Annotated in this window: 25 protein-coding genes; 16 read left to right on the top strand and 9 right to left on the bottom strand. The window is 69.7% G+C overall.

Annotated features, from left to right (window positions below; all coding sequences use genetic code 11):
• Positions 1-263: 263 nt before the first annotated feature.
• From ACT53U_RS13800 to yddG, 7 genes are all read left to right on the top strand, one after another.
• The gene (locus ACT53U_RS13800) at positions 264-1,112 is read left to right on the top strand and encodes an SDR family NAD(P)-dependent oxidoreductase (protein ID WP_476155968.1); all 849 of its coding nucleotides are present in this window, start codon (positions 264-266) and stop codon (positions 1,110-1,112) included.
• A 5-nt stretch (positions 1,113-1,117) separates the two neighbouring features.
• The gene (locus ACT53U_RS13795) at positions 1,118-1,306 is read left to right on the top strand and encodes a twin transmembrane helix small protein (protein WP_476155966.1); all 189 of its coding nucleotides are present in this window, start codon (positions 1,118-1,120) and stop codon (positions 1,304-1,306) included.
• Between the two features lie 97 nt (positions 1,307-1,403).
• Positions 1,404-1,979, top strand: a complete 576-nt coding sequence (locus ACT53U_RS13790) for a cob(I)yrinic acid a,c-diamide adenosyltransferase (protein ID WP_476155964.1) — start codon at positions 1,404-1,406, stop codon at positions 1,977-1,979.
• Positions 1,980-2,234: 255 nt separating this feature from the next.
• Positions 2,235-2,984 carry an electron transfer flavoprotein subunit beta/FixA family protein gene (locus tag ACT53U_RS13785; RefSeq protein WP_476155962.1) on the top strand — a complete coding sequence of 250 codons (750 nt, stop codon included), beginning with the start codon at positions 2,235-2,237 and terminating at the stop codon, positions 2,982-2,984.
• A 14-nt stretch (positions 2,985-2,998) separates the two neighbouring features.
• Positions 2,999-3,943: an electron transfer flavoprotein subunit alpha/FixB family protein gene (locus tag ACT53U_RS13780; RefSeq protein WP_476155960.1), complete on the top strand. Its 945-nt coding sequence runs from the start codon at positions 2,999-3,001 to the stop codon at positions 3,941-3,943.
• Positions 3,944-4,209: 266 nt separating this feature from the next.
• Positions 4,210-5,091, top strand: coding sequence for a 3-hydroxybutyryl-CoA dehydrogenase (locus ACT53U_RS13775; protein ID WP_476155958.1), 882 nt, complete (start codon positions 4,210-4,212; stop codon positions 5,089-5,091).
• 86 nt (positions 5,092-5,177) lie between these two features.
• On the top strand, positions 5,178-6,071 hold the full coding sequence (gene yddG / locus ACT53U_RS13770) for an aromatic amino acid exporter YddG (protein WP_476155956.1): 894 nt from the start codon (positions 5,178-5,180) through the stop codon (positions 6,069-6,071).
• Here yddG and ACT53U_RS13765 read toward each other — a convergent pair.
• Positions 6,054-6,515, bottom strand: a complete 462-nt coding sequence (locus ACT53U_RS13765) for a cupin domain-containing protein (protein WP_476155954.1) — start codon at positions 6,513-6,515, stop codon at positions 6,054-6,056. The two genes, yddG and ACT53U_RS13765, sit on opposite strands and share 18 nt — an antisense overlap.
• A gap of 11 nt (positions 6,516-6,526) precedes the next feature.
• A complete protein-coding gene (gene gloB, locus ACT53U_RS13760; RefSeq protein ID WP_476156361.1) occupies positions 6,527-7,276 on the bottom strand; it encodes a hydroxyacylglutathione hydrolase in 750 nt (249 codons plus the stop codon).
• 120 nt (positions 7,277-7,396) lie between these two features.
• Between gloB and ACT53U_RS13755 the strand changes: the two genes are divergently transcribed.
• A complete protein-coding gene (locus ACT53U_RS13755; RefSeq protein WP_476155952.1) occupies positions 7,397-8,137 on the top strand; it encodes a class I SAM-dependent methyltransferase in 741 nt (246 codons plus the stop codon).
• Here the strand turns inward: ACT53U_RS13755 and metW are convergent, their stop codons facing one another.
• A complete protein-coding gene (gene metW / locus ACT53U_RS13750) occupies positions 8,138-8,788 on the bottom strand; it encodes a methionine biosynthesis protein MetW (RefSeq protein WP_476155950.1) in 651 nt (216 codons plus the stop codon). It lies immediately after the preceding gene.
• A gap of 11 nt (positions 8,789-8,799) precedes the next feature.
• Positions 8,800-9,993, bottom strand: coding sequence for a homoserine O-acetyltransferase MetX (gene metX, locus ACT53U_RS13745; RefSeq protein ID WP_476155949.1), 1,194 nt, complete (start codon positions 9,991-9,993; stop codon positions 8,800-8,802).
• A gap of 137 nt (positions 9,994-10,130) precedes the next feature.
• Between metX and ACT53U_RS13740 the strand changes: the two genes are divergently transcribed.
• Genes ACT53U_RS13740 through ACT53U_RS13730 form a run of 3 tightly spaced genes read left to right on the top strand, consistent with a single transcriptional unit; the run spans position 10,131 to position 13,096 of the window.
• Positions 10,131-10,982, top strand: a complete 852-nt coding sequence (locus ACT53U_RS13740) for a chorismate mutase (protein WP_476155947.1) — start codon at positions 10,131-10,133, stop codon at positions 10,980-10,982.
• 58 nt (positions 10,983-11,040) lie between these two features.
• Positions 11,041-12,153, top strand: coding sequence for a pyridoxal phosphate-dependent aminotransferase (locus ACT53U_RS13735; protein WP_476155945.1), 1,113 nt, complete (start codon positions 11,041-11,043; stop codon positions 12,151-12,153).
• 4 nt (positions 12,154-12,157) lie between these two features.
• Positions 12,158-13,096 (top strand): prephenate/arogenate dehydrogenase family protein, encoded by a 939-nt coding sequence (locus ACT53U_RS13730; protein ID WP_476155943.1) that lies wholly within the window; start codon positions 12,158-12,160, stop codon positions 13,094-13,096.
• Positions 13,097-13,115: 19 nt separating this feature from the next.
• On the opposite strand, the gene ACT53U_RS13725 is transcribed toward ACT53U_RS13730, so the two are convergent.
• From ACT53U_RS13725 to ACT53U_RS13715, 3 genes are all read right to left on the bottom strand, one after another.
• A complete protein-coding gene (locus ACT53U_RS13725; RefSeq protein ID WP_476155941.1) occupies positions 13,116-13,430 on the bottom strand; it encodes a hypothetical protein in 315 nt (104 codons plus the stop codon).
• A gap of 159 nt (positions 13,431-13,589) precedes the next feature.
• Positions 13,590-15,089: a phosphomannomutase/phosphoglucomutase gene (locus tag ACT53U_RS13720; RefSeq protein ID WP_476155939.1), complete on the bottom strand. Its 1,500-nt coding sequence runs from the start codon at positions 15,087-15,089 to the stop codon at positions 13,590-13,592.
• Positions 15,090-15,185: 96 nt separating this feature from the next.
• Positions 15,186-16,211 carry an AMP-binding protein gene (locus tag ACT53U_RS13715; RefSeq protein ID WP_476155937.1) on the bottom strand — a complete coding sequence of 342 codons (1,026 nt, stop codon included), beginning with the start codon at positions 16,209-16,211 and terminating at the stop codon, positions 15,186-15,188.
• A gap of 87 nt (positions 16,212-16,298) precedes the next feature.
• Here ACT53U_RS13715 and ACT53U_RS13710 point away from each other — a divergent pair, with 87 nt between their 5' ends.
• Positions 16,299-16,580 carry a sulfurtransferase TusA family protein gene (locus ACT53U_RS13710; RefSeq protein ID WP_476155935.1) on the top strand — a complete coding sequence of 94 codons (282 nt, stop codon included), beginning with the start codon at positions 16,299-16,301 and terminating at the stop codon, positions 16,578-16,580.
• Here ACT53U_RS13710 and ACT53U_RS13705 read toward each other — a convergent pair.
• Positions 16,552-17,835 carry a CobW family GTP-binding protein gene (locus ACT53U_RS13705; protein ID WP_476155933.1) on the bottom strand — a complete coding sequence of 428 codons (1,284 nt, stop codon included), beginning with the start codon at positions 17,833-17,835 and terminating at the stop codon, positions 16,552-16,554. The two genes, ACT53U_RS13710 and ACT53U_RS13705, sit on opposite strands and share 29 nt — an antisense overlap.
• Positions 17,836-17,866: 31 nt before the next feature.
• Entirely contained in the window at positions 17,867-19,441 is a 1,575-nt protein-coding gene (locus ACT53U_RS13700; RefSeq protein WP_476155932.1) for a D-alanyl-D-alanine carboxypeptidase family protein, read from the bottom strand.
• Between the two features lie 239 nt (positions 19,442-19,680).
• On the opposite strand from ACT53U_RS13700, the gene ACT53U_RS13695 reads away from it, so the two are divergent.
• The 4 genes from ACT53U_RS13695 to ACT53U_RS13680 all read left to right on the top strand — a co-directional run bounded on the left by ACT53U_RS13695 (position 19,681) and on the right by ACT53U_RS13680 (position 21,586).
• Positions 19,681-20,547 (top strand): urease accessory protein UreD, encoded by an 867-nt coding sequence (locus ACT53U_RS13695; protein ID WP_476155931.1) that lies wholly within the window; start codon positions 19,681-19,683, stop codon positions 20,545-20,547.
• Positions 20,548-20,635: 88 nt separating this feature from the next.
• Positions 20,636-20,938, top strand: a complete 303-nt coding sequence (locus tag ACT53U_RS13690) for an urease subunit gamma (RefSeq protein WP_476155929.1) — start codon at positions 20,636-20,638, stop codon at positions 20,936-20,938.
• Positions 20,939-21,018: 80 nt separating this feature from the next.
• Positions 21,019-21,270, top strand: a complete 252-nt coding sequence (locus ACT53U_RS13685) for a DUF1272 domain-containing protein (protein WP_476155927.1) — start codon at positions 21,019-21,021, stop codon at positions 21,268-21,270.
• Between the two features lie 10 nt (positions 21,271-21,280).
• Entirely contained in the window at positions 21,281-21,586 is a 306-nt protein-coding gene (locus ACT53U_RS13680; RefSeq protein ID WP_476155925.1) for an urease subunit beta, read from the top strand.
• Positions 21,587-21,604 lie beyond the last annotated feature (18 nt).

Here is a 21,604-nt window from a genome sequence, read left to right as displayed (position 1 = left end):
CCGGCCGAACATGTTTCGGCCGGCCTTTTTTTGTCTCGACCCGCGATGAAGAGCATCGTCGTAGGTGACGTAGGGGCAACGCGAGTTAACCGTCTTTTTGTGTTTCCGTTGATTTCCGGCGGGCAACCTGTCATCCAAGATTCACACACGGTCATCGAAGCTCACGGGAACCGGTCGACACAGTCGGCCGGTTTTCGTTTTCGTGCGCTTGCGTCTAGAACGTCGGCACGCACGACGGCGTGCTTTGCTTCGGAGCGAGAGCGATGACCGATGGTTTCCCCCGCAGCATCCTGATCACCGGGGCCTCGTCGGGCATCGGCCGGGCCGCCGTCGAGCGGTTGGCGGGCGAGGGCTGGCGGGTCTTCGCCACGGCACGGCGGGCCGACGATCTGGCGGCGCTCGGGGCGATCTCCGGCGTGCGGCCGGTCTTCCTCGAACTCTCCGATCCGGCCTCGATCGCCGCTTGCGCCGATCTGGTGCTGGCCGAGACCGGGGGCCGCATCGACGCGCTCTTCAACAACGGCGCCTACGGCCAGCTCGGCGCGGTCGAGGACCTGACGCCGGCGGTGCTGCGCGCCCAGTTCGAGGTCAACGTCTTCGGCTGGCACGATCTCGCCCGGCGCTTGATCCCGGCGATGCGGGCGGCGGGGCGCGGGCGGATCGTCCAGTGCTCCTCGGTGCTCGGTATCGTCGGCATGAAGTATCGCGGTGCCTACGTCGCCTCGAAATTCGCCCTCGAAGGCCTGACCGACGTGCTGCGCATGGAGCTGCGCGGCTCGGGCATCGAGGTCGTGACGCTCCGACCGGGGCCGATCGCCACCCGATTCGTCGCCCATGCGATCGAGGCCTTCGAACGCAACGTCGACATCGCCGGATCGGTCCATGCCGCAGTCTATCGCCATCGGCTCGAACGGCTCCGCCGCGGCGGGGCGTCGCGCTTCAAGTTGCGGCCGGAGGCGGTCGTCGACAAACTGGTCGTGGCGCTGACGAGCGCCCGCCCGCGCGCCTCCCACGCCATCACCGTGCCGACGGTGGTGATGGGCTGGCTCCGGCGGCTTCTCTCCGACACCGTCCTGTCGAAACTGGCGGGGCGGCTCTCCGACCGGGAGTGAGATCGATGACGACCCTGTTCGCCGTGCTGCTCGCCCTCTCGCTCGCCGGCGTGCTGATCGTGCTGGTGCTCGGCCTGACCAATCTGGCGCGGGCCGGTTCGCCGCGACGCTCGCAGATGCTGCAGCGGGCGCGCATCGTGCTGCAGGCGCTGGCGCTCGTCGCGCTCTTCGGCCTGATCTGGGCGCGCAGCTGAGGTTCGGCGTCGGTTCGACGTTTCGGGCCGAAAGCGGCATGGACGGACGGGGAGAATCTCGCCATATCCCCTGGCTCTGGCGCGCGCGGAGGCGGAGATGGTCGTTCTCAATCGGATCTATACCCGCAAGGGCGACGACGGCACGACGAGCCTCGTCACCGGCGAGCGGCTGCCCAAGTCGCATCTGAGGATCGAGGCCTACGGCACGGTCGACGAGACCAACTCGGTCGTCGGCATGGCGCGGCTGCACACCGCCGCCGAGCCGGAGCTCGACGCGATGCTGGCGCGCATCCAGAACGACCTCTTCGATCTCGGCGCCGATCTCGCCACGCCGCCGGAGGCCGAGACCAAATGGGAGCCGCTGCGCGTCGTCGCGGCGCAGGTCGAGCGGTTGGAGGTGGAGATCGACCGGCTCAACGCCGATCTCGAACCGCTGAAGTCCTTCGTCCTGCCCGGCGGATCGCCGGCGGCGGCCCATCTCCACCTCGCCCGCACCGTGTCGCGGCGCGCCGAGCGGCTGATGGTCGCACTGACCGAGGCGGAGGAGGGCGCCGTCGGCAAGCCCGCCATCGCTTATGCGAACAGATTGTCGGATTTCTTCTTCGTCGCGGCGCGCTGGGTCAACGACCACGGCCGTGCCGACGTGTTGTGGGTGCCGGGCGGCAACCGCTGAAGTTCGCGACGCGGACGCCGCACCTCGCTGCGGAAGAGGGGCCTGTGACGACCGATCGCGCCCGGAATTCCGGCCTCGCACAGTACGTCAATAGTCTACCGCAATCGTACACTCGGTGAATTGACAAGGTTGGTCGGCGCAGTTAGCGTCCCGCCCACTTTTTGCATCCTCGCCGATCGGTGTGCGCTGCACAACCAATCGGTTCGTATGATCCACCAGACGGTCGGCCGGAAGCCGGCGCCGGAGGCTCGCCCCATGAAGATTCTCGTGCCCGTGAAGCGGGTGGTCGACTACAACGTGAAGATCCGGGTGAAGCCGGACGGTTCGGGCGTCGATCTCGCCAACGTCAAGATGTCGATGAACCCGTTCGACGAGATCGCCGTCGAAGAGGCGATCCGCCTCAAGGAGAAGGGCATCGCCACCGAGATCGTGGTGGTCTCGATCGGCCCGGCGCAGGCGTCGGAGACGCTCAGGACCGGTCTCGCCATGGGCGCCGACCGCGGCATCCTGGTCAAGGCCGAGGGCGCCGTCGAGCCGCTCGCCGTCGCCAAGATCCTCAAGGGCATCGTCGCGGCCGAACAGCCCGGCCTGGTCATCCTCGGCAAGCAGGCGATCGACGACGACACCAACGCCACCGGCCAGATGCTGGCGGCGCTGACCGGTCTCGCCCAGGGCACCTTCGCCTCGAAGGTCGAGGTTTCCGGCGACACCGTCGCGGTGACCCGTGAAGTCGACGGCGGTCTGCAGACCGTGTCGCTGAAGATGCCGGCGATCGTCACGACCGACCTGCGCCTCAACGAGCCGCGCTACGCCTCGCTGCCCAACATCATGAAGGCGAAGAAGAAGCCGATCGACGAGAAGTCGCCCGCCGACTACGGCGTCGACGCCACGCCGCGCCTCGCCGTCCTCGAGACGCGCGAACCCGCCGCCCGCAAGGCCGGCGTCAAGGTGGGTTCGGTCGCCGAACTCGTCGCCAAGCTCGCCGACGAAGCCGGCGTCATCTGAGAGGGACCCGAACCATGACCGTTCTCCTGATCGCCGAACACGACGGCGTCTCCCTCAAGGACGCGACCGCCAAGGCGCTGACCGCCGCCGCCGCCATCGGTGGCGACGTGCACGTGCTGGTCGCCGGCAGCAGCGTCGGCGCGATCGCCGCGGAGGCCGCGACGCTCTCCGGCGTCGCCAAGGTCCTCACGGCCGAAGCCGCCCATCTCGACCATCAGCTCGCCGAGCCGATGGCGGCGCTGATCGTCGCCCTCGCCGGTCCCTACGACGCGATCGTGGCGGCCGCGACGACGACGGCGAAGAACGTGCTGCCGCGCGTCGCAGCCCTCCTCGACGTGTCGCAGATCTCCGAGATCACCAAGGTGGTCGCCGCCGACACGTTCGAGCGTCCGATCTATGCCGGCAACGCCATCCAGGTGGTGAAGTCGTCCGACGCCAAGAAGGTGATCACGGTGCGCACGGCGTCGTTCCAGGCGACGGCCAAGGGCGGCGCCGCGGCGATCGAGGCGGTCTCGGTTCCGGCCGACCCGGCGCTGTCGTCCTTCGTCGGCGAAGAACTGTCGAAGTCCGACCGTCCGGAGCTGACGAGCGCCAAGATCATCGTCTCGGGCGGCCGCGCCATCGCCAACCGCGAGAACTTCGGCATCTACATCGAGCCGGTCGCCGACAGGCTCGGCGCCGCGATCGGTGCCAGCCGCGCCGCGGTCGATGCCGGCTACGCGCCGAACGACTGGCAGGTCGGCCAGACCGGCAAGGTCGTCGCCCCCGAGCTCTACGTCGCCTGCGGCATCTCCGGCGCGATCCAGCACCTCGCCGGCATGAAGGACTCGAAGGTGATCGTGGCGATCAACAAGGACGAGGAGGCGCCGATCTTCCAGGTCGCCGACTACGGCCTCGTCGCCGACATATTCCAGGCCCTGCCGGAACTCGCGGCCGAGTTGGCCAAGCGCGGCAAGTGACGCACTGAGGTGCGTACCTCGCGTCCGACCATAGGACGACGAGATCCGACTTGCCGTCCGCTTCGGAGCAATCGAATATGCGCTCGCCCGTTCCGACGGGCGAGCGCATCTTTTCGTGGACGAGCGACCGCGGTCGGCCACGGGTCTCTGTCGCGGATGCCCTGTTGCATTGCGGAAGAGACGGCACGAGCCTAGAGTGCGCTCGTGTTCCTCGCGGAACGAACGCGGTGCCTGTCGCCCCGCGTCATGAGAAGACCGAGGCCGTCATGGGGTTCGAAATCAAGCGGGTCGGCGTGATCGGCGCCGGTCAGATGGGAAACGGGATCGCGCATGTCTGCTCGATCGCCGGATATGACGTTTCCCTCAACGACATGTCGACGGAGCGGATCCAGCTCGGATTGGCGACGATCAACGGCAACATGACCCGTCAGGTCAACAAGGGCACGCTTCCGGAGGCCGATCGCGTCGCCGCGCTCGCCCGCATCCAGGCCGCCGAAAACCTCGACGCGCTCTCCGACTGCGACCTCGTCATCGAGGCGGCGACGGAGAACGAGCAGGTCAAGCGCAAGATCTTCCAGCAGCTCTGCCCGGTCCTGAAGCCCGAGGCGCTGCTCGCCACCAACACCTCGTCGATCTCGATCACGCGGCTCGCCGCCACGACCGATCGGCCGGAGAAGTTCGTCGGCGTCCACTTCATGAACCCGGTGCCGGTGATGCAGCTCGTCGAGCTGGTCCGCGGCATCGCCACCGACGACCACACCTTCGATCTCTGCAAGGCCTTCGTCCTGCGGCTGGGCAAGATCTCGACGGTGGCCGAGGACTTCCCGGCCTTCATCGTCAACCGCATCCTGCTGCCGATGATCAACGAGGCGATCTACACGCTCTACGAGGGCGTGGGTTCGGTCGACGCCATCGACACCGCCATGCGGCTCGGCGCCAATCATCCGATGGGCCCGCTGCAGCTCGCCGACTTCATCGGCCTCGACACCTGCCTGTCGATCATGCAGGTGCTCTACGAGGGTCTGGCGGACAGCAAGTACCGTCCGTGCCCGCTCTTGGTGAAGTATGTCGAGGCCGGTTGGCTCGGTCGCAAGACCCAGCGCGGCTTCTACGACTATCGCGGCGAGAAGCCCATTCCGACCCGCTGAGCGCGACCCGCTCGGCAGACGACGACGCGTCCGGACCCCTCCGGGCGCGTCCCGCGTTTCAGGCCCTGTTTTCGGGAGATCCCGGGATGACCGTCCGCACTCGTGCCACGCTCGTCGGCCTGACGGCGATCCTGATGTGGTCGGCGCTCGCGACCCTCGGCACGCTGTCGGGCCATGTGCCGCCGTTCCTGCTCAACGCGCTGACCTTCGGCCTCTCGGGCACCGCGGCGACGATCTGGTTGGCCACCACCGGCCGGCTCGGCGTGCTGCGTCAGCCGGCGAAGGTCTGGGCGCTCGGCGCCGGCGGGCTCTTCGGCTTCCACGCGCTCTATTTCGCCGCACTGCGCCTCGCCCCGCCGGTCGAGGCGAGCCTCGTGTGCTATCTCTGGCCGCTGCTCATCGTCGTCTTCTCCGGCCTGCTGCCGGGCGAGAAGCTGAAGCCGCATCACGTGATCGGCGCGCTGCTCGGCCTCGTCGGCGCGGCGGCGGTGGTCACCAAGGGGCGGGCGCTGTCGATCGATCCGGCCCATGTCGCGGGCTATCTCTGCGCGGCGGGGGCGGCGATCTTCTGGGCCGGCTATTCGGTGCTGTCGCGCTCGGTCGGTGCGGTGCCGACGGCGGCAGTCGCCGGCTTCTGTCTCGCCACGGCGGCGGCGTCTGCCGTCTGTCACGTCGCCTTCGAGGCGACGGTCTGGCCGGCCGGTGCGGTCGAATGGGGGGCGGTGGTGGCACTGGCGGTCTTCCCCGTCGGCCTCGCCTTCTTCGTCTGGGACCACGGCGTCAAGCGCGGCGACATCCAGGTGCTGGGCGCGGCGAGCTACATGGCGCCGCTCTTGTCCACCCTGATCATGATCGCGGTCGGGCTCGGCCGTTTCGAGCCGGCGATCGCGGTCGCCGCGCTGGCCATCACCGCCGGGGCGGTGGTCGCCTCGAAGGACATGCTGAAACGCGCGCCCGCCGCCTCACCGTCCGAGGCGTGAGGGCCGCGGCGACGGCCGCCAGTCGTCGGGGGCGAGTTCGAAGCCGGAGAACTCGAAGCCCGGCGCCACGGTGCAGCCGACCAGCGTCCAGGCGCCGAGGCTGACGGCGGTCTGCCAGGCATGGGCCGGGACGATCACCTGGGGCCGTTCGCCGGTCGAGAGGTCCATGCCGAGATGGGCGCACCAGGCGTCGTGGCCGTTCTCCGAGACCGTCAGGGCGAGGGGCGCACCGGCGTGCCAGTGCCAGGTCTCGACCGCGTCGACCCGGTGCCAGCGCGAGATCTCGTCGCCGGCGAGCAGGAAGTAGATCTGCGTCGAGCGCGCCCGCCCGTCGGGGCCGGCGACGTCGCGAAAGGTCTCGCGAAAGTGGCCGCCCTCGGGGTGGGGCGCGAGTTCGAGGACGCGGATCACCTCGGCGGCGGTGAGCAGGCTCGGGTCTCCCATGGAACCCTCCTTCAGAAGCGGTCCTTGCGGCCGCGGATCTCGGCGAAGACCTCGACGTCGGTGCGATCGGCCATGCCGAGCGCCTTCTTCACGGATGCGACGTTGGCCCGGAGCATCGGGTTGGTCGCCTTCTCGAGGCCGATGGTGGTGGGCAGCGTCGGCAGGCCCTCCATGCGCAGGTCGCGCACCTCGATCAGGCGGGCGGCGAGGCGCTCGTTGTCCGGCTCGATCGAAGCGGCGAAGCGGCCGTTCGCCTCGGTGTATTCGTGGCCGCAATAGACCCGGGTCGCTTCGGGAAGGGCGGCCAAGCGGGAGAGGCTCTCCCACATCTCGGCCGGCGTCCCCTCGAAGAGACGGCCGCAGCCGAGCGAGAACAGCGTGTCGCCGCAGAAGAGCGCATCCTCGGCGACATAGGCGACGTGGCCGAGCGTGTGGCCGGGCACGGCGATCACCGCGACGGGGACGTCACCGAGGCGGATCGTCTCGCCGTCGGTCACGGTCGCGTCGACCAGCGGCACGCGGCCGCGGGCGTGGTCGTAGGCCGACGCCGTGACGCGGGCACCGAAGGCTTCCTTCAGCACCGGGATCGCCTCGACGTGGTCGTAGTGGTGATGGGTGACGAAGATGTCGGTCAGCCGCCAGCCGGTCTCGTCGAGCGCGTCGAGGATGGCGTCCTCCTCCGGCGCGTCGATCGACGCGGTGGCACCGGTCGCGGGATCGTGGACCAGGACGGCATAGTTGTCGTCGCGGGCCGGAAACATGCGGATCTCGATCAAGGGCGGCTCCTCGGCTCCCGCTCCCGTCTCGACAGGGCGGTCGACCTACGACTAACATCCCTCCGCCCGGAAGGCGACCGCCGACCGGAGCGCACGGATGCCCGCATGTACCTCGACGTCGTCGATCTCCGGAACTTCTACGGTTCGCCCCTCGGCGATCTGGTGCGCCGTTCGATCCGTGGCCGGCTCCTCGACATGTGGCCGAAGGTCAACGGCGACCGGATGCTCGGCATCGGCTATGCGACGCCCTTCATGCGCCCCTTCCTCGGAAGCGCCGAGCGGGTGCTCGGCTTCATGCCGGCGCGCCAGGGCGTGGTGAACTGGCCGGCGGAAGGCCCTTCCGCCACCGCGTTGGTCGACGAGACGGCGCTGCCCTTGCCCGATTCCGCCGTCGACCGGGTGCTGCTCGTCCATGCGCTCGAGATGGCCGACGATCCGGCCGAGGTGTTGCGCGAGGTCTGGCGGGTGTTGGCGCCGGGCGGGCGGATGATCGCGGTGGTGCCCAATCGCATCGGCCTGTGGGCGCGGGTCGAGACGACGCCTTTCGGCTACGGCCTGCCCTTCAGCCAGGGTCAGCTCGACACGGCGCTGCGCGATACGCTGTTCTCGCCGATCGACTGGCGCGGCGCGCTCTATGCGCTGCCGTCGGCGCGGCCGACGCTGCTGAAGCTGTCGCGGCCGGCCGAGAGCTTCGGCCACAGGCTGTGGCCGGCCTTCGCCGGCGTGCTGATCGTCGAGGCGACCAAGCAGCTCTATCAGGGCATTCCGCAGCGCATCGGCAACAAGATGCGCCTCGCTCCGGTGTTCCGCCCGGCGCTGGCGCGGCACTCGCGCACGGATGCCTGATCAGGCCCGACGCCGCTTCTCCAGCACGAAGACGCCCTGTTCGCCGAACAGGTTCCAGAACCACCACGGCGCCTGCGAGAACAGCTTGCGGCCGCCGGCGTCGAGCGCATAGGCCTCGACGATCTCGGCATCGACCTCGCGCGTCAGCTCGACGAAGTCGCGGATGGTGCAGAAGTGGATGTTGGGCGTGTCGTACCACGAATAGGGCAGATCCTCGGTCACCGGCATGCGGCCGAAGGCGAGGAACTGGCTCCGGATGCGCCAGTGGCCGAAGTTGGGGATCGACACGATCGCCCTCCGGCCGATGCGCAGCAGCTCTTCCAGCACGTGGCGCGGCCGGTTGGTCGCCTGCAGCGTCTGGGAGAGGATCACCAGGTCGAAACCGCCGTCGGGATAGGTCGCGAGGTCGGTGTCGGCGTCGCCCTGGATCACCGACAGGCCGCGGGCGACGCAGGCGTTGACGCCCTTCTGCGACAGTTCGATGCCACGGCCGTCGATCCGCTTGGTGGCCTCCAGCCATTCGAGCAGGTTGCCGTCGCCGCAGCCGACGTCGAGGACGCGGGCGCCGGGCGGCACCAGTCCGCCGACCACGGCGAGGTCGACGCGGCTGGCGGGGACGGTGGGAACCTTGGGCGAGGCGACGTCGGCCATGTCGTGACCCCTCACAGTCCGCGCGCGCGGGCGGCGCTGTCGATGAAACCCGAGAGGATCGCGTGCATCTCCGGCTCGTCGAGCAGGAAGGCATCGTGGCCGCGGTCGCTCTCGATCTCGGCGTAGGAGACCTTGGCGCCGGCGGCGGCGAGCGCATGGACGATGGTGCGGCTGTCGCGGGTGGGAAACGCCCAGTCGGTGGTGAAACTCATGACGCAGAAGCGGGTCTTCGTGCCCTTGAAGGCATTGGCCAGCACCCCGCCGTGGTCGCCGGCCAGGTCGAAATAGTCCATGGCACGCGAGACGTAGAGGTAGGAGTTGGCGTCGAAGCGATCGACGAAGCTCGAGCCCTGATGGCGCAGATAGCTTTCGATCTGGAAGTCGCCGTCGAAGCCGAAGCCGAGCCGGTCGCGGTCCTGTAGGCGGCGGCCGAACTTCTGGTGCAGCGACACTTCCGACATGTAGGTGATGTGGGCGGCCATGCGCGCCACCGACAGGCCCTTGCGTGGGAAGGTGCCCTCGTCGAGATAGCGCCCCTCGCGCCAGTCGGGATCGGCGACGACGGCCTGACGGCCGACCTCGTAGAAGGCGATGTTCTGGGCCGAGTGCGAGGCGGCGGTGGCGATCGGCGCGGCGGCGAAGACGCGATCCGGATAGGCGGACGCCCACTGCAGCACCTGCATGCCGCCCATCGAGCCGCCGGCGACCAGGAACAGGTCGGGGATGCCGAGATGATCGATCAGCGCCGCCTGGGCGCGCACCATGTCGGCGATGGTGATCACCGGCAGGTCGAGGCCCCAGGCGCGGCCGGTCGCCTCGTTGGTCGAGGCCGGTCCCGTGGTGCCCATGCAGCCGCCGAGCACGTTGGACGAGATCACGAAGAAACGATCGGTGTCGATCGGCTTGCCGGGGCCGACCACCAGATCCCACCAGCCCGGCTTGCCGGTCAGCGGGTGGGTGGAGGCGGCATATTGATCGCCGGTCAGGGCGTGGCAGACGAGAACGGCGTTCGACTTCGCGGCGTTCAGCGTGCCGTAGGTCTCGTAGGCGATCTGCCAGGGGGCGAGCGTGATGCCGCCGTCGAGCACCAGCGGGTGCTCGGCGCCGAAACGGGCGACGCGGCTCGCCGGTTCGTCGGCCATGCGGCGGCGGGCGGTCGCGGTAGCCTCTTCCGCGGTCTCGGTCGCGTCGGTGGTCGCGCTCATCTCAGGTCGTCTTTCGTCGAAACGGACGAAAGGGATGGGCGGGCAGGGCGATCCTGTCAATGTTTTCTTTGATTTCACCGCGGCGCGCGCCTATGAAGACCCCCGACCTGGAACGATCGCGAGGGGCGGCTTCGGCCATGACCGAGACGATGGACGCGGCGAGCCGGCTCGCCGGGCTGCGCAAGGAAATCGACTCCATCGACGAGGAGGTGCACCGCCTTCTCGTGGCGCGGTCGGCCATCATCGACGAGTTGATCAAGGTGAAGGGCACCGCCGTCACCGGCGCCGCCTTCCGCCCGGCCCGCGAGGCCGACATGATGCATCGCCTCGTCGATCGCCATCGCGGCATCCTGCCGATCGTCACGGTCGAGCACATCTGGCGCGAGATCGTCTCGACCTTCACCTTCCTGCAGGCCCATTACGAGGTCTACATGGACGGCGGTCGCGATCCGGTCGCCATGCGCGATCTCGCCCGCTTCTATTTCGGCTTCACCGTGCCTGCCCATCTCGAGAGCGGCCCCGACGAGGTGATCGCCGCGGTCGCCCGGTCGATCTCGGACCTCGGCATCGTCCAGCTCGCCCAGCCGAGCTGGGTGGGGGCGTGGTGGACGAAGCTCGGCGGCGACGGCCCGCGTATCATCGCGCGCCTGCCCTTCATCGTCTTCGACGGCCGTGTCGCCGATCTGCCGGCGCTGGTCGTGTCCAATCCGATCTCGGAAGTCGTCGGGCCGGAAGTGCTGACCCATGCCTTCACCGGCGTCGGCGACCGCGATCCGACCGACGCGCTGACGACCGAAGGCTTCGAGATGCTCGCCCGTCACGACGAGGGCCCGCGCGCCGAGTTCCTGGTGGCGGCGCCGGCCGAGACGCCGGTCGAGGCGATCGTCGCGGCCTTTGCCCGCGCCTCGGTCGAAGTGCGCGATCCCCGCCTCGTCGGCGGCTATCCGCGCCCCATTCGACACCGCGGGCCGAGTGCGGCAACGCCCTGAGGCACGCGCTCGGCGACCGTTCGAACCCGACCGTTTTTCCTTTTCGACGAGACATCCCATGACCAACGACAAGACCCGCTCCGAGCGCCCCGTTCCGCGCGCCGGCGTTCTCGACATCGCCGCCTACGTCCCCGGCAAGTCCACGGCGACGGGCGGCACGAAGCTGCACAAGCTCTCCTCCAACGAGACGCCGCTCGGCGCGAGCCCGAAGGCGATCGAGGCCTACAAGGCCCAGGCCGGCAGCCTCGAGCTCTATCCCGACGGTTCGGCGAGTGCGCTGCGTGAAGCGATCGGCAAGGTCTACGGCCTCGATCCCGACCGCATCGTCTGCGGCAACGGCTCCGACGATCTGCTGCACCTCCTGACCTCTGCCTATGTCGGCGAGGGCGACGAGGGCCTCTATTCGCAGTACGGCTTCCTCGTCTATCCGATCGCCATCAAGGCGGCGGGCGGGCGCCCGGTCGTGGCGCCGGAGAAGAACCTGACGGTCGACGTCGACGCGCTGCTGGCGGCGGTGACGGAGAAGACGCGGATCGTCTTCCTCGCCAATCCGTCGAACCCGACCGGCACCTACATTCCCTTCGACGAGGTGAAGCGCCTCCAGGCCGGTCTGCCGAAGTCGGTGCTGCTGGTGCTCGACGCGGCCTATGCCGAATATGTCCGACGCAACGACTACGAGGCGGGCGTCGAGCTCGTCTCGTCGTCCGACAACGTCGTGATGTGCCGCACCTTCTCCAAGATCCACGGCCTCGCCGGCCTGCGTCTCGGCTGGATGTACGGCCCCGAACACGTCGTCGACGCGGTCAACCGCATCCGCGGACCGTTCAACGTCAACGCCGCGGCGCTCGCCGCCGGCGTGGCGGCGATCGAGGACAAGGCGCATGCGGCGGCGGCCGGCGACCACAACGAGATCTGGCTGCCGAAGGTGACCAAGGCGCTGGAAGGTCTCGGCCTTTCGGTCGCGCCGTCGGTCGGCAACTTCATCCTGATCGCCTTCCCCGACCGCGACGGAAAGCGGGCGCCCGACGCCGATGCCTTCCTGCAGTCGCGCGGCATCATCGTGCGGCGGATGGAGGCCTACGGCCTGCCGAACTCGCTGCGCATGACGATCGGGTCGCAAGAGGCCAACGAGGCGACGATCGCCGCGCTGACCGACTTCCTGAAGGGGTGAGACGATGACCGGTGCCGAACAGGACAAGCCGATCTTTCGCCGTCTCGCCCTGATCGGCATCGGTCTCATCGGCTCCTCGATCGCGCGGGGCGCGCGGGCGAAGGGGCTGGTGGGCGAGATCGTGATCTCGACCCGGCGGGCCGAGACGCTGGCGCGCGCCCGCGAACTGGGCCTCGGCGACGCCTACGAGGCCGATCCGGCCAAGGCGGTCGAGGGCGCCGACTGCGTCATCGTCTCGGTGCCGGTCGGTGCCTCGGGTGCGGTGGCGGCGGCGATCGCCGATCATCTGGCGCCGGGCGCGATCGTCTCCGACGTCGGCTCGGTCAAGGCCGACGTGGTGCGCCAGATGGCGCCGCATCTGCCGGCCCATGCCCGCTTCGTGCCGGCCCATCCGGTCGCCGGCACCGAGCATTCCGGCCCCGACGCGGGCTTCGCCGAGCTCTTCGAGAACAAGTGGTGCATCGTCACGCCGCCGGAAGGCGCCGACGCCGACGCGGTCGAGACGCTGGTCGCCTTCTGGAAGGCGCTCGGCTCCAAGGTCGAGACGATGACGCCGGAGCACCACGACATGGTGCTCGCCATCACCTCCCACATCCCCCACCTCATCGCCTACAACATCGTCGGCACCGCCGCCGATCTGGAGACGGTGACGGAATCGGAAGTGATCAAGTTCTCGGCCGGCGGCTTCCGCGACTTCACCCGCATCGCGGCCTCGGACCCGACGATGTGGCGCGACGTCTTCCTGCACAACCGCGAGGCGGTGCTGGAGATGCTCGGGCGCTTCATCGAGGATCTGTTCGTGCTGCAGCGGGCCGTGCGCTTCGGCGACGGCGAGACGCTGTTCGAGCACTTCACCCGCACCCGCAAGATCCGCCGTGAGATCCTCGACATCGGTCAGGACACGGCTGCGCCGGACTTCGGCCGTTCGCCGAAGAAGGACTGAGGCGGGCGCTGCGCGCCCGTCAGCCCCGCGTGCCGAACTTCTTGCGCGCCTCGGCGGCGGCCCAGGCGGCGCGGGCCTGCTCGTCGGGCATGCGGCCGTGCGAGGCGCACCACAGCATGAAGGAGGCGGCGTCGAAGCGGATGCGCACGACCTTGTCGCCCTTCTCCGTCACGTCGCGCTCGATCTGCCGCGCGGCGACCAGCCACTCGTCGAACGTGTCGAACAGGACGTCGGGGTCGGCCATCAGCGAACGGGCGTCCTGGTAGGACTCGCGGCGGAACCAGCAGAAACCGATGATGCGGGGGCGGTTCGCGTCGTTCGCGGGCTTGGTCATGGAATCGTCCGTCAGGTTGGAGCGCCGAGCGCTTCGCCGGCTTTACCGCTCCGCGCCCGACGAAGCAACGCCCGCGCGCCGTTTTCCGGCGAACGGGCGTCGAAGAGTGGGCAGAGATCGGCTCGGTGGATCAGGTCGTCTGCCGATCGGCTCGGCCGATCAGATGGTCTGATTATACGCGCCGACTTCCGGGTTCTCGCGCAGCACGGCATCCATGGCGTGGAACATGTCGCGGTAGCGCGCCTCGGAGACCGGGCTCTCGATGACGACGACCAGCTCCGGCTTGTTCGACGACACGCGGATCAGGCCCCAGGTGCCGTCGTCGGTCGTCACGCGAATGCCGTTGACGGTGTTGACCTCGACGATCGGGTGGCCGGCGAGTGTCTCGCCCTTCTCCTTCATCGCCGTCAGGCGGGCAATCACCTTGTCGCAGACGGCGTATTTGATCTCGTCGTCGCAATGGGGCGACATGGTCGGCGAGGACCAGGTCTTGGGCAGCGCCTCGCGCAGGGCCGACATCTTCTTCCCCGGATTGCGGTCGAGCATGTCGAGGATGGCGATCGCCGAGACGAAGCCGTCGTCGTAGCCCCGCCCGATCGGGGCGTTGAAGAAATAGTGGCCCGACTTCTCGAAGCCGGCGAGCGCGCCGAGTTCGTTGACGCGACGCTTGATGTAGCTGTGGCCGGTCTTCCAGTAGTCGGTCGTCACGCCGAGCGCGGCGAGTTCCGGATCGGTGTGGTAGAGGCCGGTCGACTTGACGTCGACGACGAAGGTCGGCTTCGCGTGGACCTTCGCGAGGTCGCGGGCGAGCATGACGCCGACCTTGTCGGCGAAGATCTCGTCGCCGGCGTCGTCGATCACGCCGCAGCGGTCACCGTCGCCGTCGAAGCCGAGGCCGACGTCGGCGCCGGTCTTCAACACCTCGTCGCGGATGGCATGAAGCATCTTCATGTCTTCCGGGTTCGGGTTGTAGCGCGGGAAGGAGTGGTCGAGGTCGCAGTCGAGCGGGATGACCTCGGCCCCGAGGCCGGTGAGGATCTTCTCGGCGAAGGCGCCGGCGGTGCCGTTGCCGCAGGCCGCGACCACCTTGATCGGGTGCTTCAGCTTCGGACGGTTCGTCAGGTCGGCGACGTAGCGGTCGGGGAAGGCCTCGACGAAGCGATAGGCGCCGCCGCCGGTCAGGTCGAACTCGGCGGCCAGAACGATCGCCTTCAGCGCCGTCATCTCCTCCGGGCCGAAGGTGAGCGGGCGGTGCATGCCCATCTTCACGCCGGTCCAGCCGTTCTCGTTGTGCGAGGCGGTGACCATGGCGACCGCCGGCACGTCGAGGGCGAACTGGGCGAAATAGGCCATCGGCGTGATGCACAGGCCGATGTCGTGGACGGTGCAGCCCGCCGCCATCAGGCCGGTGGTCAAGGCCAGCTTGATCGAGGCGGAATAGGACCGGTAGTCGTGGCCGACGACGATCTCGCGCTTGACCCCGAGGCGGCCGAGCAGTGTGCCGAGACCCATGCCGAGGGCCTGGACGCCCATCAGGTTGATCTCCTTGCCGAAGATCCAGCGCGCATCGTACTCGCGGAAGCCGGTCGGCTTCACCATCGCCGAGGACTCGTAGTCGTAGGTGTTGGGGACGAGCAGCGGCTTCGGGGTCGGGAACATGGGGCGCGGGGTCCTTGGCGGTCGGAGGCGGGCGAAGGGCGGCGGATCGGGCGGGATGTATCCGTCGGACGACGGGAAACCTCTAGCCGAGGAAGGTTACGATCGCATTGCGCCGACCCCACCGGGCAGCGCGATGACCATGCCGTCGAGGTGGAGCGCGATGGTTTCGCCGTCGCGGAGCAGGCGCCAGCGGCGGAGCGAGGGATGGGCGGGCTCGTCGGGTGCCGGCGTGCCGGCGACGATCACCGGCAGATCGACCGGGCCGAAGGGCGCGACGTCGCGGTGGAGGACCGTCGCGGCGACGCCGTCGAGCCCGTCGTCGAGGCCGACGAGACGGCAGGCGGCGCCGGCGGAGAGCGCCGCGAGCGGGGCGATCAGGCTCTCGAGCGAGGCGGTGGTCTCACGGGCGGCGAGCGTGTCGTCGCGGCCGAGGCCGAAGAGTGTCGGCAGTTCGACGAGCAGGGCGGCGAGGCGGCCGTGGTCGACGTGGAAGACGCGGATGCGGCCGTCGTCGGCATCGCGGGCGACGAGGGCGAGGCAGGGCATGTCGCGATCGATGCGGCGGCGGTCGCGGCCGGCTAGGCGGACGGCGGAGAGGTTGTCGAGCATCTCGTCGAGACGCGGATAGGCCATGTCGTGGGGCCCGTGGACCCAGACTTCGCACGGATGGCCCATGTGGCGGGCGGCGGCCTCGAAGAGCGGCAGGAGCGCGCCTTCGACCACCAGACGGCGCGGCTTCAGCGCGTCGATCGCCCGGGCGACGTCCTCGGCGTCGAGCGACGGGTCGACCAGCGTCGGCACCGCGGCGACGCCCGAGAGGCCGAGCCAGGCGGCGGTGCGTTCCGGTCGAGCCGAGAAGAACAGCGCCACCGGCTCGGCACTGCCGACGCCCTGGACGATGGCGAAGCGGCTCCAGCGGTTGGCGCGCTCGTAGAGTTCGCGGAAGGAGAGGGTCTCCCCGGTGCCGACGAGGGCGGGGCGCTCGCGCCCGGCGGCGGCCCATTCCTCGACCTCGTCGCGGAGCGCCCGGCCCTCGGCGGCGGCGGCCTCGAGGCGACGCTCGATGGCGGTGCGTTCGCGGTCGGCCTTCCAGGCGCCGATCCATTCGCCGATGCGCTTCACGGGCGACCTCCGGCGAGCGATCCGGCCGCATTGCGCTGGGCACGCGGCTCGTCTAGAGGGGCTGGGGCGCGACGCGAGGAGGCGACCATGAGCGATGCGACGGAACGGGTGCTCGATCTCGTCGGGCTGAACTGTCCGCTGCCGGTGATCAAGACCCGACGGGCGCTGGCGCCGCTCGACGTCGGCACGCTGCTGACGGTCCGGGCCTCCGACCCGCTCGCCGATCTCGACATTCCCCACATGTGTGCCGAGGACGGCCACCGGCTGGTCGCGCGCGAACAGGACGGCAAGGTGCTGGTCTTCGTGATCGAGCGCGGGGACGGCACCCGCCCGGTGACGGTCACGACGGACGACCGAACGAGCCGCTGAAGCCCGAGATCGACAGCGGATTGTCGGTCATCGCCTGCCGATCCGGCGTGTCGGGCGCCAGTTCGCCGGCGAAGGCGTCGAACATGCGCTTGACGAAGGCCTCTTCGAGATCGCGGGTGATGAAGACCAGCCGGGTGCGGCGGTCGTCGTCGGGCCAGCGCTCGAGCTGGGCGATCGGGTGGACGACGTGCTGCACGGCGTGAATGACGAGCGGCCGCTCGGGGTCCTCGATCAGCCGCACCACGCCCTTGACGCGCAGGAGCTTCGGCCCGTGCGCGGCGCGCAGCAGCTCGAGGAACATGTCGAGGCTCGCCGCCGACAGGGCACGATCGGTCGCCAGACAGAAGGCGCGGATGTGATCGTCGTGGCGGTTGGCGTCGTGATGGTGGCCGTGATCATGGTCGTGATCGTGCCCATGATCATGATCGCAGTCGGGGCCGCAGACGTGGTCGTCGTCGCCGTGATCGTGCCCGTGATCGTGCCCATGGTCGTGATCGTGGTGGCGATGGGCCTTGGCCTCGGCGCGGCGGCGTTCGGCCTCGCGGTCGCGGAAGGCCTCCTCGGCGAGCCAGCGGGCGACGTCGGCGGTCTTGGTGTCGGGGCGCCAGAGGCCGGTCTCGAGCAGGGCGGTGGGTGCGGCCTCGCCCTTGGCGGCGTCGAGCTGCGGCGCGGCGGGGGCGAGGATCCTGAGACGCGTCTTCAGCGCGACGAGGCCGGCGCGGCGCTCGGGCGTGTCGCAGAGGTCGGACTTGGTGATGACCAGCCGATCGGCGACGGCGGCCTGTTTCACCGCCTCTTCCTGGGCGTCGAGCGTCGCCATGCCGTTGACCGCGTCGACCAGGGTGACGACGCCGTCGAGCCGATAACGGCGCACCAGATAGGGGTGACGCATCACGGTGTGGAGGATCGGCGCCGGGTCGGCGAGGCCGGTCGTCTCGATGACGACGCGGCGCAGCGCCGAGAGGCGGCCGTTGTCGAGGCGCTTCAGCAGGTCCTCGAGGGTGGCGACGAGATCGCCGCGGATGGTGCAGCAGAGGCAGCCGGAGGAGAGCTCGACGACGCCGTCGTCGGCGCGCTCGACCAGCACGTGGTCGATGCCGACCTCGCCGAACTCGTTGACGATCACCGCCGTCTCGGCCATCGCCGGATCGGCGAGCAGACGGTTCAGCAGCGTCGTCTTGCCGGCGCCGAGGAAGCCGGTGATGACCGTCAGCGGGATCGGTTCGGGCGGTCTGCGCTTGGCGGGCTCGGTCATCGGTCGGGTCCTCGGGGGCGAAGCGGGCTGATCAGTTCGCCGGCTTCTTTTTCGGCGGCTCGAGATTCTGCGGCGGGGCGCCGGGGCCGGCCTTGGGCTTGGCGGCGTTGCTCGCCTTGGCGAGCGTGGGCTTCGGCATCGGCTTGGCCGCGGCGGGCTTCGACGGTTTCTCCGGTTCCGCCGCCTTCGGCCGCGCCGCGACGGCGGCGGGCTTGGGGGCCGGCTTGGCGGCGGCGGGTCTGCCGGTCGCGCCGGGCGTGCCGAGCGGCAACGGCTTGCCGTCGGCGGGCGGCAGCGCCGCCTCGAGACCGCCGGTCGACTTCGGCCGGATCGCGCCCATCGCCGCGGCGGGGGGCATGGCGGCGGTGGCGGTCGGGGCACCGGCGCCGGGCGTCGCGAAGAGCAGTGCGCGGGCATTGGCCGGATCGGGGGCGAGCGCCAGCATCGAGGTGCCGGCGGGGGCGTCCTCAATGGTGCCGACCCAGACGCGCACCGGCGGGCCGGGCTCGAAACGTTCGGTGAGGTAGGAGGTGCGCGGCTGGTGCTGCTCGGAGCCGGGGCGGATCACCGCACCGGGGTCCTGGCGGCTGTTGCTCGTCTCGATGCGGCCGAGTTCTTCCGGGTCCGGCGGATCGGCGCGCTTCGGCCCGCAGATCTCCTTCTTGACGTCGCGCACCGGGTTGCCGGCCTCGGCGCCGCGCGCCATGCGATCGATCGTCTCGTGGGTGGAGAAGCCGCCGAAGAGGCCGCCGCCCGAGCCTTCGAAGCCGCGGGTGAAGAGTTCGGCGGCGAGTTCGGCGCGCTGGCGGGCCGAGCGCGAACCGAGCACCACGGCGACGAGCCGGCGATTGCCGCGCGTCGCCGAGGCGACCACGTTGAAGCCCGACGAGCAGATGAAGCCGGTCTTCATGCCGTCGGCGCCGGGGAAGTGGTCGATCAGGTGATTGTGGTTGCGGATGACCTCGTTGCCGAGCTGGATGCCCGGCAGGTGCCACAGTTCCTCGGCCTCGGGGAACTCGTGCAGCAGGGCGCGGGCGAGCAGGCCGAGATCGCGGGCGGTCGTCACCTGACCGGCGTCGGGCAGACCGTGCGGATTGTTGAAATGGGTCGCGTTCATGCCGAGCAGGCGGGCCTGCCGGTTCATCTCGGCGACGAAGGCGTCCTTGGAGCCGCCGACGGCTTCGGCGAGTGCCCAGGAGACGTCGTTGGCCGACTTCACCATGATGATCTTCAGGGCGTTGTCGACGGTCACCACCTGACCGGCATTGAAGCCCATCTTGCTCGGCGGTTGACGGGTGGCGGCCGGCGTCATGGTGACGAGCGAGGCCGGAGTGATGCGGCCGGCGCGGATCGCCTGGAGTGTCACCCAGGTCGTCATCAGCTTGGTGACGGAGGCGGGATGCCACGCCTGATCGGCGTTGTGGCGAGCCACGACCTCGCCGCTCGCGGCGTCGAAGACCAGCCAGGCGCCGGCGCTCGGCGCGGCGACGGCGGGCATCGCGAAGCCCATCGTCAGCACGGCGAGGACGACGGCGGCGATGCGGCGCGGCGCGCTCCTTCGCGTCGGGACCGCGGCGGTTGCGCCGGTCGTCGTGGTGGGGCTCATCACGGCTCTCTGCTTCTGGCGGCGACGTCGGCCGCAAATCCGGAATTCGTCACTCTCGATAACGCATTCGGCCCCGCAGGGCCAAGGCGCGAGCGACATCTGGCATCGTCGAGAGGATACCGCGTCCACAGGTCGCGCCAAAATGCGACGACATCGGGGCGACTGTCCGGCCGGGTCGGCGCAGCCCACGGGTTTCGTCCGGCCGCGTGTCGGTGTAACCGGGAGGACGAGGAGCCCCGATGATCGAACCCGCCCCGACCGCCCCCGCCCAGACCGTCGAAGACCCGATCGTGCTGCAGCGCGCCCGTGGACGCGCGAGCGTGTCCTTCAAGGTGGTCGACGGCGTCACACGGCTCGACCGGCTGTTCCAGGAGGGGCAGGCGAAGATCCGTATACCCAAGCCGCAGGCCGGCGAGGCGCCGACCGCGGTCGCCATCAACACCGGCGGCGGCATCGCCGGTGGCGACCGGATCGCCTGGGGTGTGACGATCGGGCGGGCTGCGCGGGCGGTGGTGACGTCGCAGGCGGCCGAGCGCGTCTATCGCTCGTCGCAGACCGACGGTGAACTCTCCGGCGAGATCGACACCACGATCGCGGTCGAGGCCGAAGGTCATCTCGACTGGCTGCCGCAGGAGACGATCCTGTTCGACGCCTCCGCCCTGTCGCGTCGGCTCGACGTGACGTTGGAGGCCGGGGCGACGGCGCTGCTCGTCGAGCAGATCGTGCTCGGCCGTGCCGCCATGGGCGAGGCGGTCGAGACCTGCCGCCTGATCGATCGCTGGCGCATCCGGCGCGAGGGACGACTGGTCTTCGCCGACACGTTCCGCCTCGAGGGCGCGACGCGGGCGATCCTCGCGGGGCGTGCGACCGGCGGCGGGGCGCGGGCCTTCGCCACCGTCGTCGTCGCCGACCCGGCGGCGGAGGCGCGGCTCGACGACATCCGTGCGGTGCTGGAGGCCGGCACCTGCGACGCCGGGGCGAGCGCCCTCGACGGGCTGGTGGTGGCGCGGCTGGCGCATGCTTCGGCGACGGTGTTGCGATCGGAACTCGTCCGCCTGGTTCTGCACATTCGGCAGGCAGAAATGCCGCGCGTCTGGTCTTGCTGACCGACCGCGCTCGATAGACACTGCCCGAAAGACGATCAGTCCCGATCCGCGCCCGACGCGGCGGGCGCCCACGAAGGACCCTCCGGCGATGAACCTGACGCCCCGCGAAAAGGACAAGCTGCTGATTTCGATGGCGGCGATGGTGGCGCGACGCCGGCTGGAACGGGGCGTGAAGCTCAATCACCCGGAAGCGATCGCGCTGATCTCCGACTTCGTCGTCGAAGGCGCGCGCGACGGCCGTTCGGTCGCCGAGCTGATGGAGGCCGGCGCCCACGTGATCGGCCGCGATCAGGTGATGGCCGGCGTGCCGGAGATGATCCACGACATCCAGGTCGAGGCGACCTTTCCGGACGGCACCAAGCTCGTCACGGTCCATCACCCCATCCGTTGAGGTGTGAGGAAAGTCGCAGCCGAGGGGCGGCGAGGGCGTCAGGCTCGCACCTTCCCCCTCGCAAGACAGGAGACCGGGACATGCTCGAACTCAGACCCAACTGCGAATGCTGCGACCGCGACCTGCCGCCGGACGCCACCGCCTACATCTGTTCCTTCGAATGCACCTGGTGTGCGACCTGCGCCGACGAGGTGCTGAAGGGCCGATGCCCCAACTGCGGCGGCGAGCTGGTGCGCCGCCCGATCCGCCCGGCGGGCAAGCTCGCGAACAATCCGCCGTCGACGAAGCGCGTGCTGCGCGCCGAACCCTGTCCGCCGATCGCCGCCGAGTGAGGAGAGACCCATGATTCCCGGTGAAGTCATTCCCGCCGCGGGGGAGATCGAGCTCAACGCCGGTCTTCCCGTCACCGAACTCGAGGTCGCCAACACCGGTGACCGCCCCGTGCAGGTCGGCAGCCACTATCACTTCGCCGAGACCAATCCGGGCCTCGCCTTCGATCGCGCTGCGGCGCGCGGCCAGCGGCTCGACATTCCGGCCGGCACGGCGGTGCGTTTCGAGCCGGGGCAGACGCGGACGGTGCGGCTGGTCCCCTTCGGCGGCGCCCGGGTCGTCCACGGCTTCCGCGGCGACGTCGCCGGCGCCCTCTGACAAAGCGAACGGACCGCC

The sequence above is a fragment of the Pinisolibacter sp. DMC19 genome, assembly GCF_056313985.1.
This window is presented reverse-complemented; position numbering and strand designations above follow the sequence as displayed.

Excerpts from the sequence above, each read along its gene's own strand:
- ACT53U_RS13800 (WP_476155968.1), top strand. The coding sequence starts at position 264 with ATGACCGATGGTTTCCCCCGCAGCATCCTGATCACCGGGGCCTCGTCG.
- ACT53U_RS13795 (WP_476155966.1), top strand. The coding sequence starts at position 1,118 with ATGACGACCCTGTTCGCCGTGCTGCTCGCCCTCTCGCTCGCCGGCGTG.
- ACT53U_RS13790 (WP_476155964.1), top strand. The coding sequence starts at position 1,404 with ATGGTCGTTCTCAATCGGATCTATACCCGCAAGGGCGACGACGGCACG.
- ACT53U_RS13785 (WP_476155962.1), top strand. The coding sequence starts at position 2,235 with ATGAAGATTCTCGTGCCCGTGAAGCGGGTGGTCGACTACAACGTGAAG.
- ACT53U_RS13780 (WP_476155960.1), top strand. The coding sequence starts at position 2,999 with ATGACCGTTCTCCTGATCGCCGAACACGACGGCGTCTCCCTCAAGGAC.
- ACT53U_RS13775 (WP_476155958.1), top strand. The coding sequence starts at position 4,210 with ATGGGGTTCGAAATCAAGCGGGTCGGCGTGATCGGCGCCGGTCAGATG.
- yddG (WP_476155956.1), top strand. The coding sequence starts at position 5,178 with ATGACCGTCCGCACTCGTGCCACGCTCGTCGGCCTGACGGCGATCCTG.
- ACT53U_RS13765 (WP_476155954.1), bottom strand. The coding sequence starts at position 6,515 with ATGGGAGACCCGAGCCTGCTCACCGCCGCCGAGGTGATCCGCGTCCTC.
- gloB (WP_476156361.1), bottom strand. The coding sequence starts at position 7,276 with ATGTTTCCGGCCCGCGACGACAACTATGCCGTCCTGGTCCACGATCCC.
- ACT53U_RS13755 (WP_476155952.1), top strand. The coding sequence starts at position 7,397 with ATGTACCTCGACGTCGTCGATCTCCGGAACTTCTACGGTTCGCCCCTC.
- metW (WP_476155950.1), bottom strand. The coding sequence starts at position 8,788 with ATGGCCGACGTCGCCTCGCCCAAGGTTCCCACCGTCCCCGCCAGCCGC.
- metX (WP_476155949.1), bottom strand. The coding sequence starts at position 9,993 with ATGAGCGCGACCACCGACGCGACCGAGACCGCGGAAGAGGCTACCGCG.
- ACT53U_RS13740 (WP_476155947.1), top strand. The coding sequence starts at position 10,131 with ATGACCGAGACGATGGACGCGGCGAGCCGGCTCGCCGGGCTGCGCAAG.
- ACT53U_RS13735 (WP_476155945.1), top strand. The coding sequence starts at position 11,041 with ATGACCAACGACAAGACCCGCTCCGAGCGCCCCGTTCCGCGCGCCGGC.
- ACT53U_RS13730 (WP_476155943.1), top strand. The coding sequence starts at position 12,158 with ATGACCGGTGCCGAACAGGACAAGCCGATCTTTCGCCGTCTCGCCCTG.
- ACT53U_RS13725 (WP_476155941.1), bottom strand. The coding sequence starts at position 13,430 with ATGACCAAGCCCGCGAACGACGCGAACCGCCCCCGCATCATCGGTTTC.
- ACT53U_RS13720 (WP_476155939.1), bottom strand. The coding sequence starts at position 15,089 with ATGTTCCCGACCCCGAAGCCGCTGCTCGTCCCCAACACCTACGACTAC.
- ACT53U_RS13710 (WP_476155935.1), top strand. The coding sequence starts at position 16,299 with ATGAGCGATGCGACGGAACGGGTGCTCGATCTCGTCGGGCTGAACTGT.
- ACT53U_RS13705 (WP_476155933.1), bottom strand. The coding sequence starts at position 17,835 with ATGACCGAGCCCGCCAAGCGCAGACCGCCCGAACCGATCCCGCTGACG.
- ACT53U_RS13700 (WP_476155932.1), bottom strand. The coding sequence starts at position 19,441 with ATGAGCCCCACCACGACGACCGGCGCAACCGCCGCGGTCCCGACGCGA.
- ACT53U_RS13695 (WP_476155931.1), top strand. The coding sequence starts at position 19,681 with ATGATCGAACCCGCCCCGACCGCCCCCGCCCAGACCGTCGAAGACCCG.
- ACT53U_RS13690 (WP_476155929.1), top strand. The coding sequence starts at position 20,636 with ATGAACCTGACGCCCCGCGAAAAGGACAAGCTGCTGATTTCGATGGCG.
- ACT53U_RS13685 (WP_476155927.1), top strand. The coding sequence starts at position 21,019 with ATGCTCGAACTCAGACCCAACTGCGAATGCTGCGACCGCGACCTGCCG.
- ACT53U_RS13680 (WP_476155925.1), top strand. The coding sequence starts at position 21,281 with ATGATTCCCGGTGAAGTCATTCCCGCCGCGGGGGAGATCGAGCTCAAC.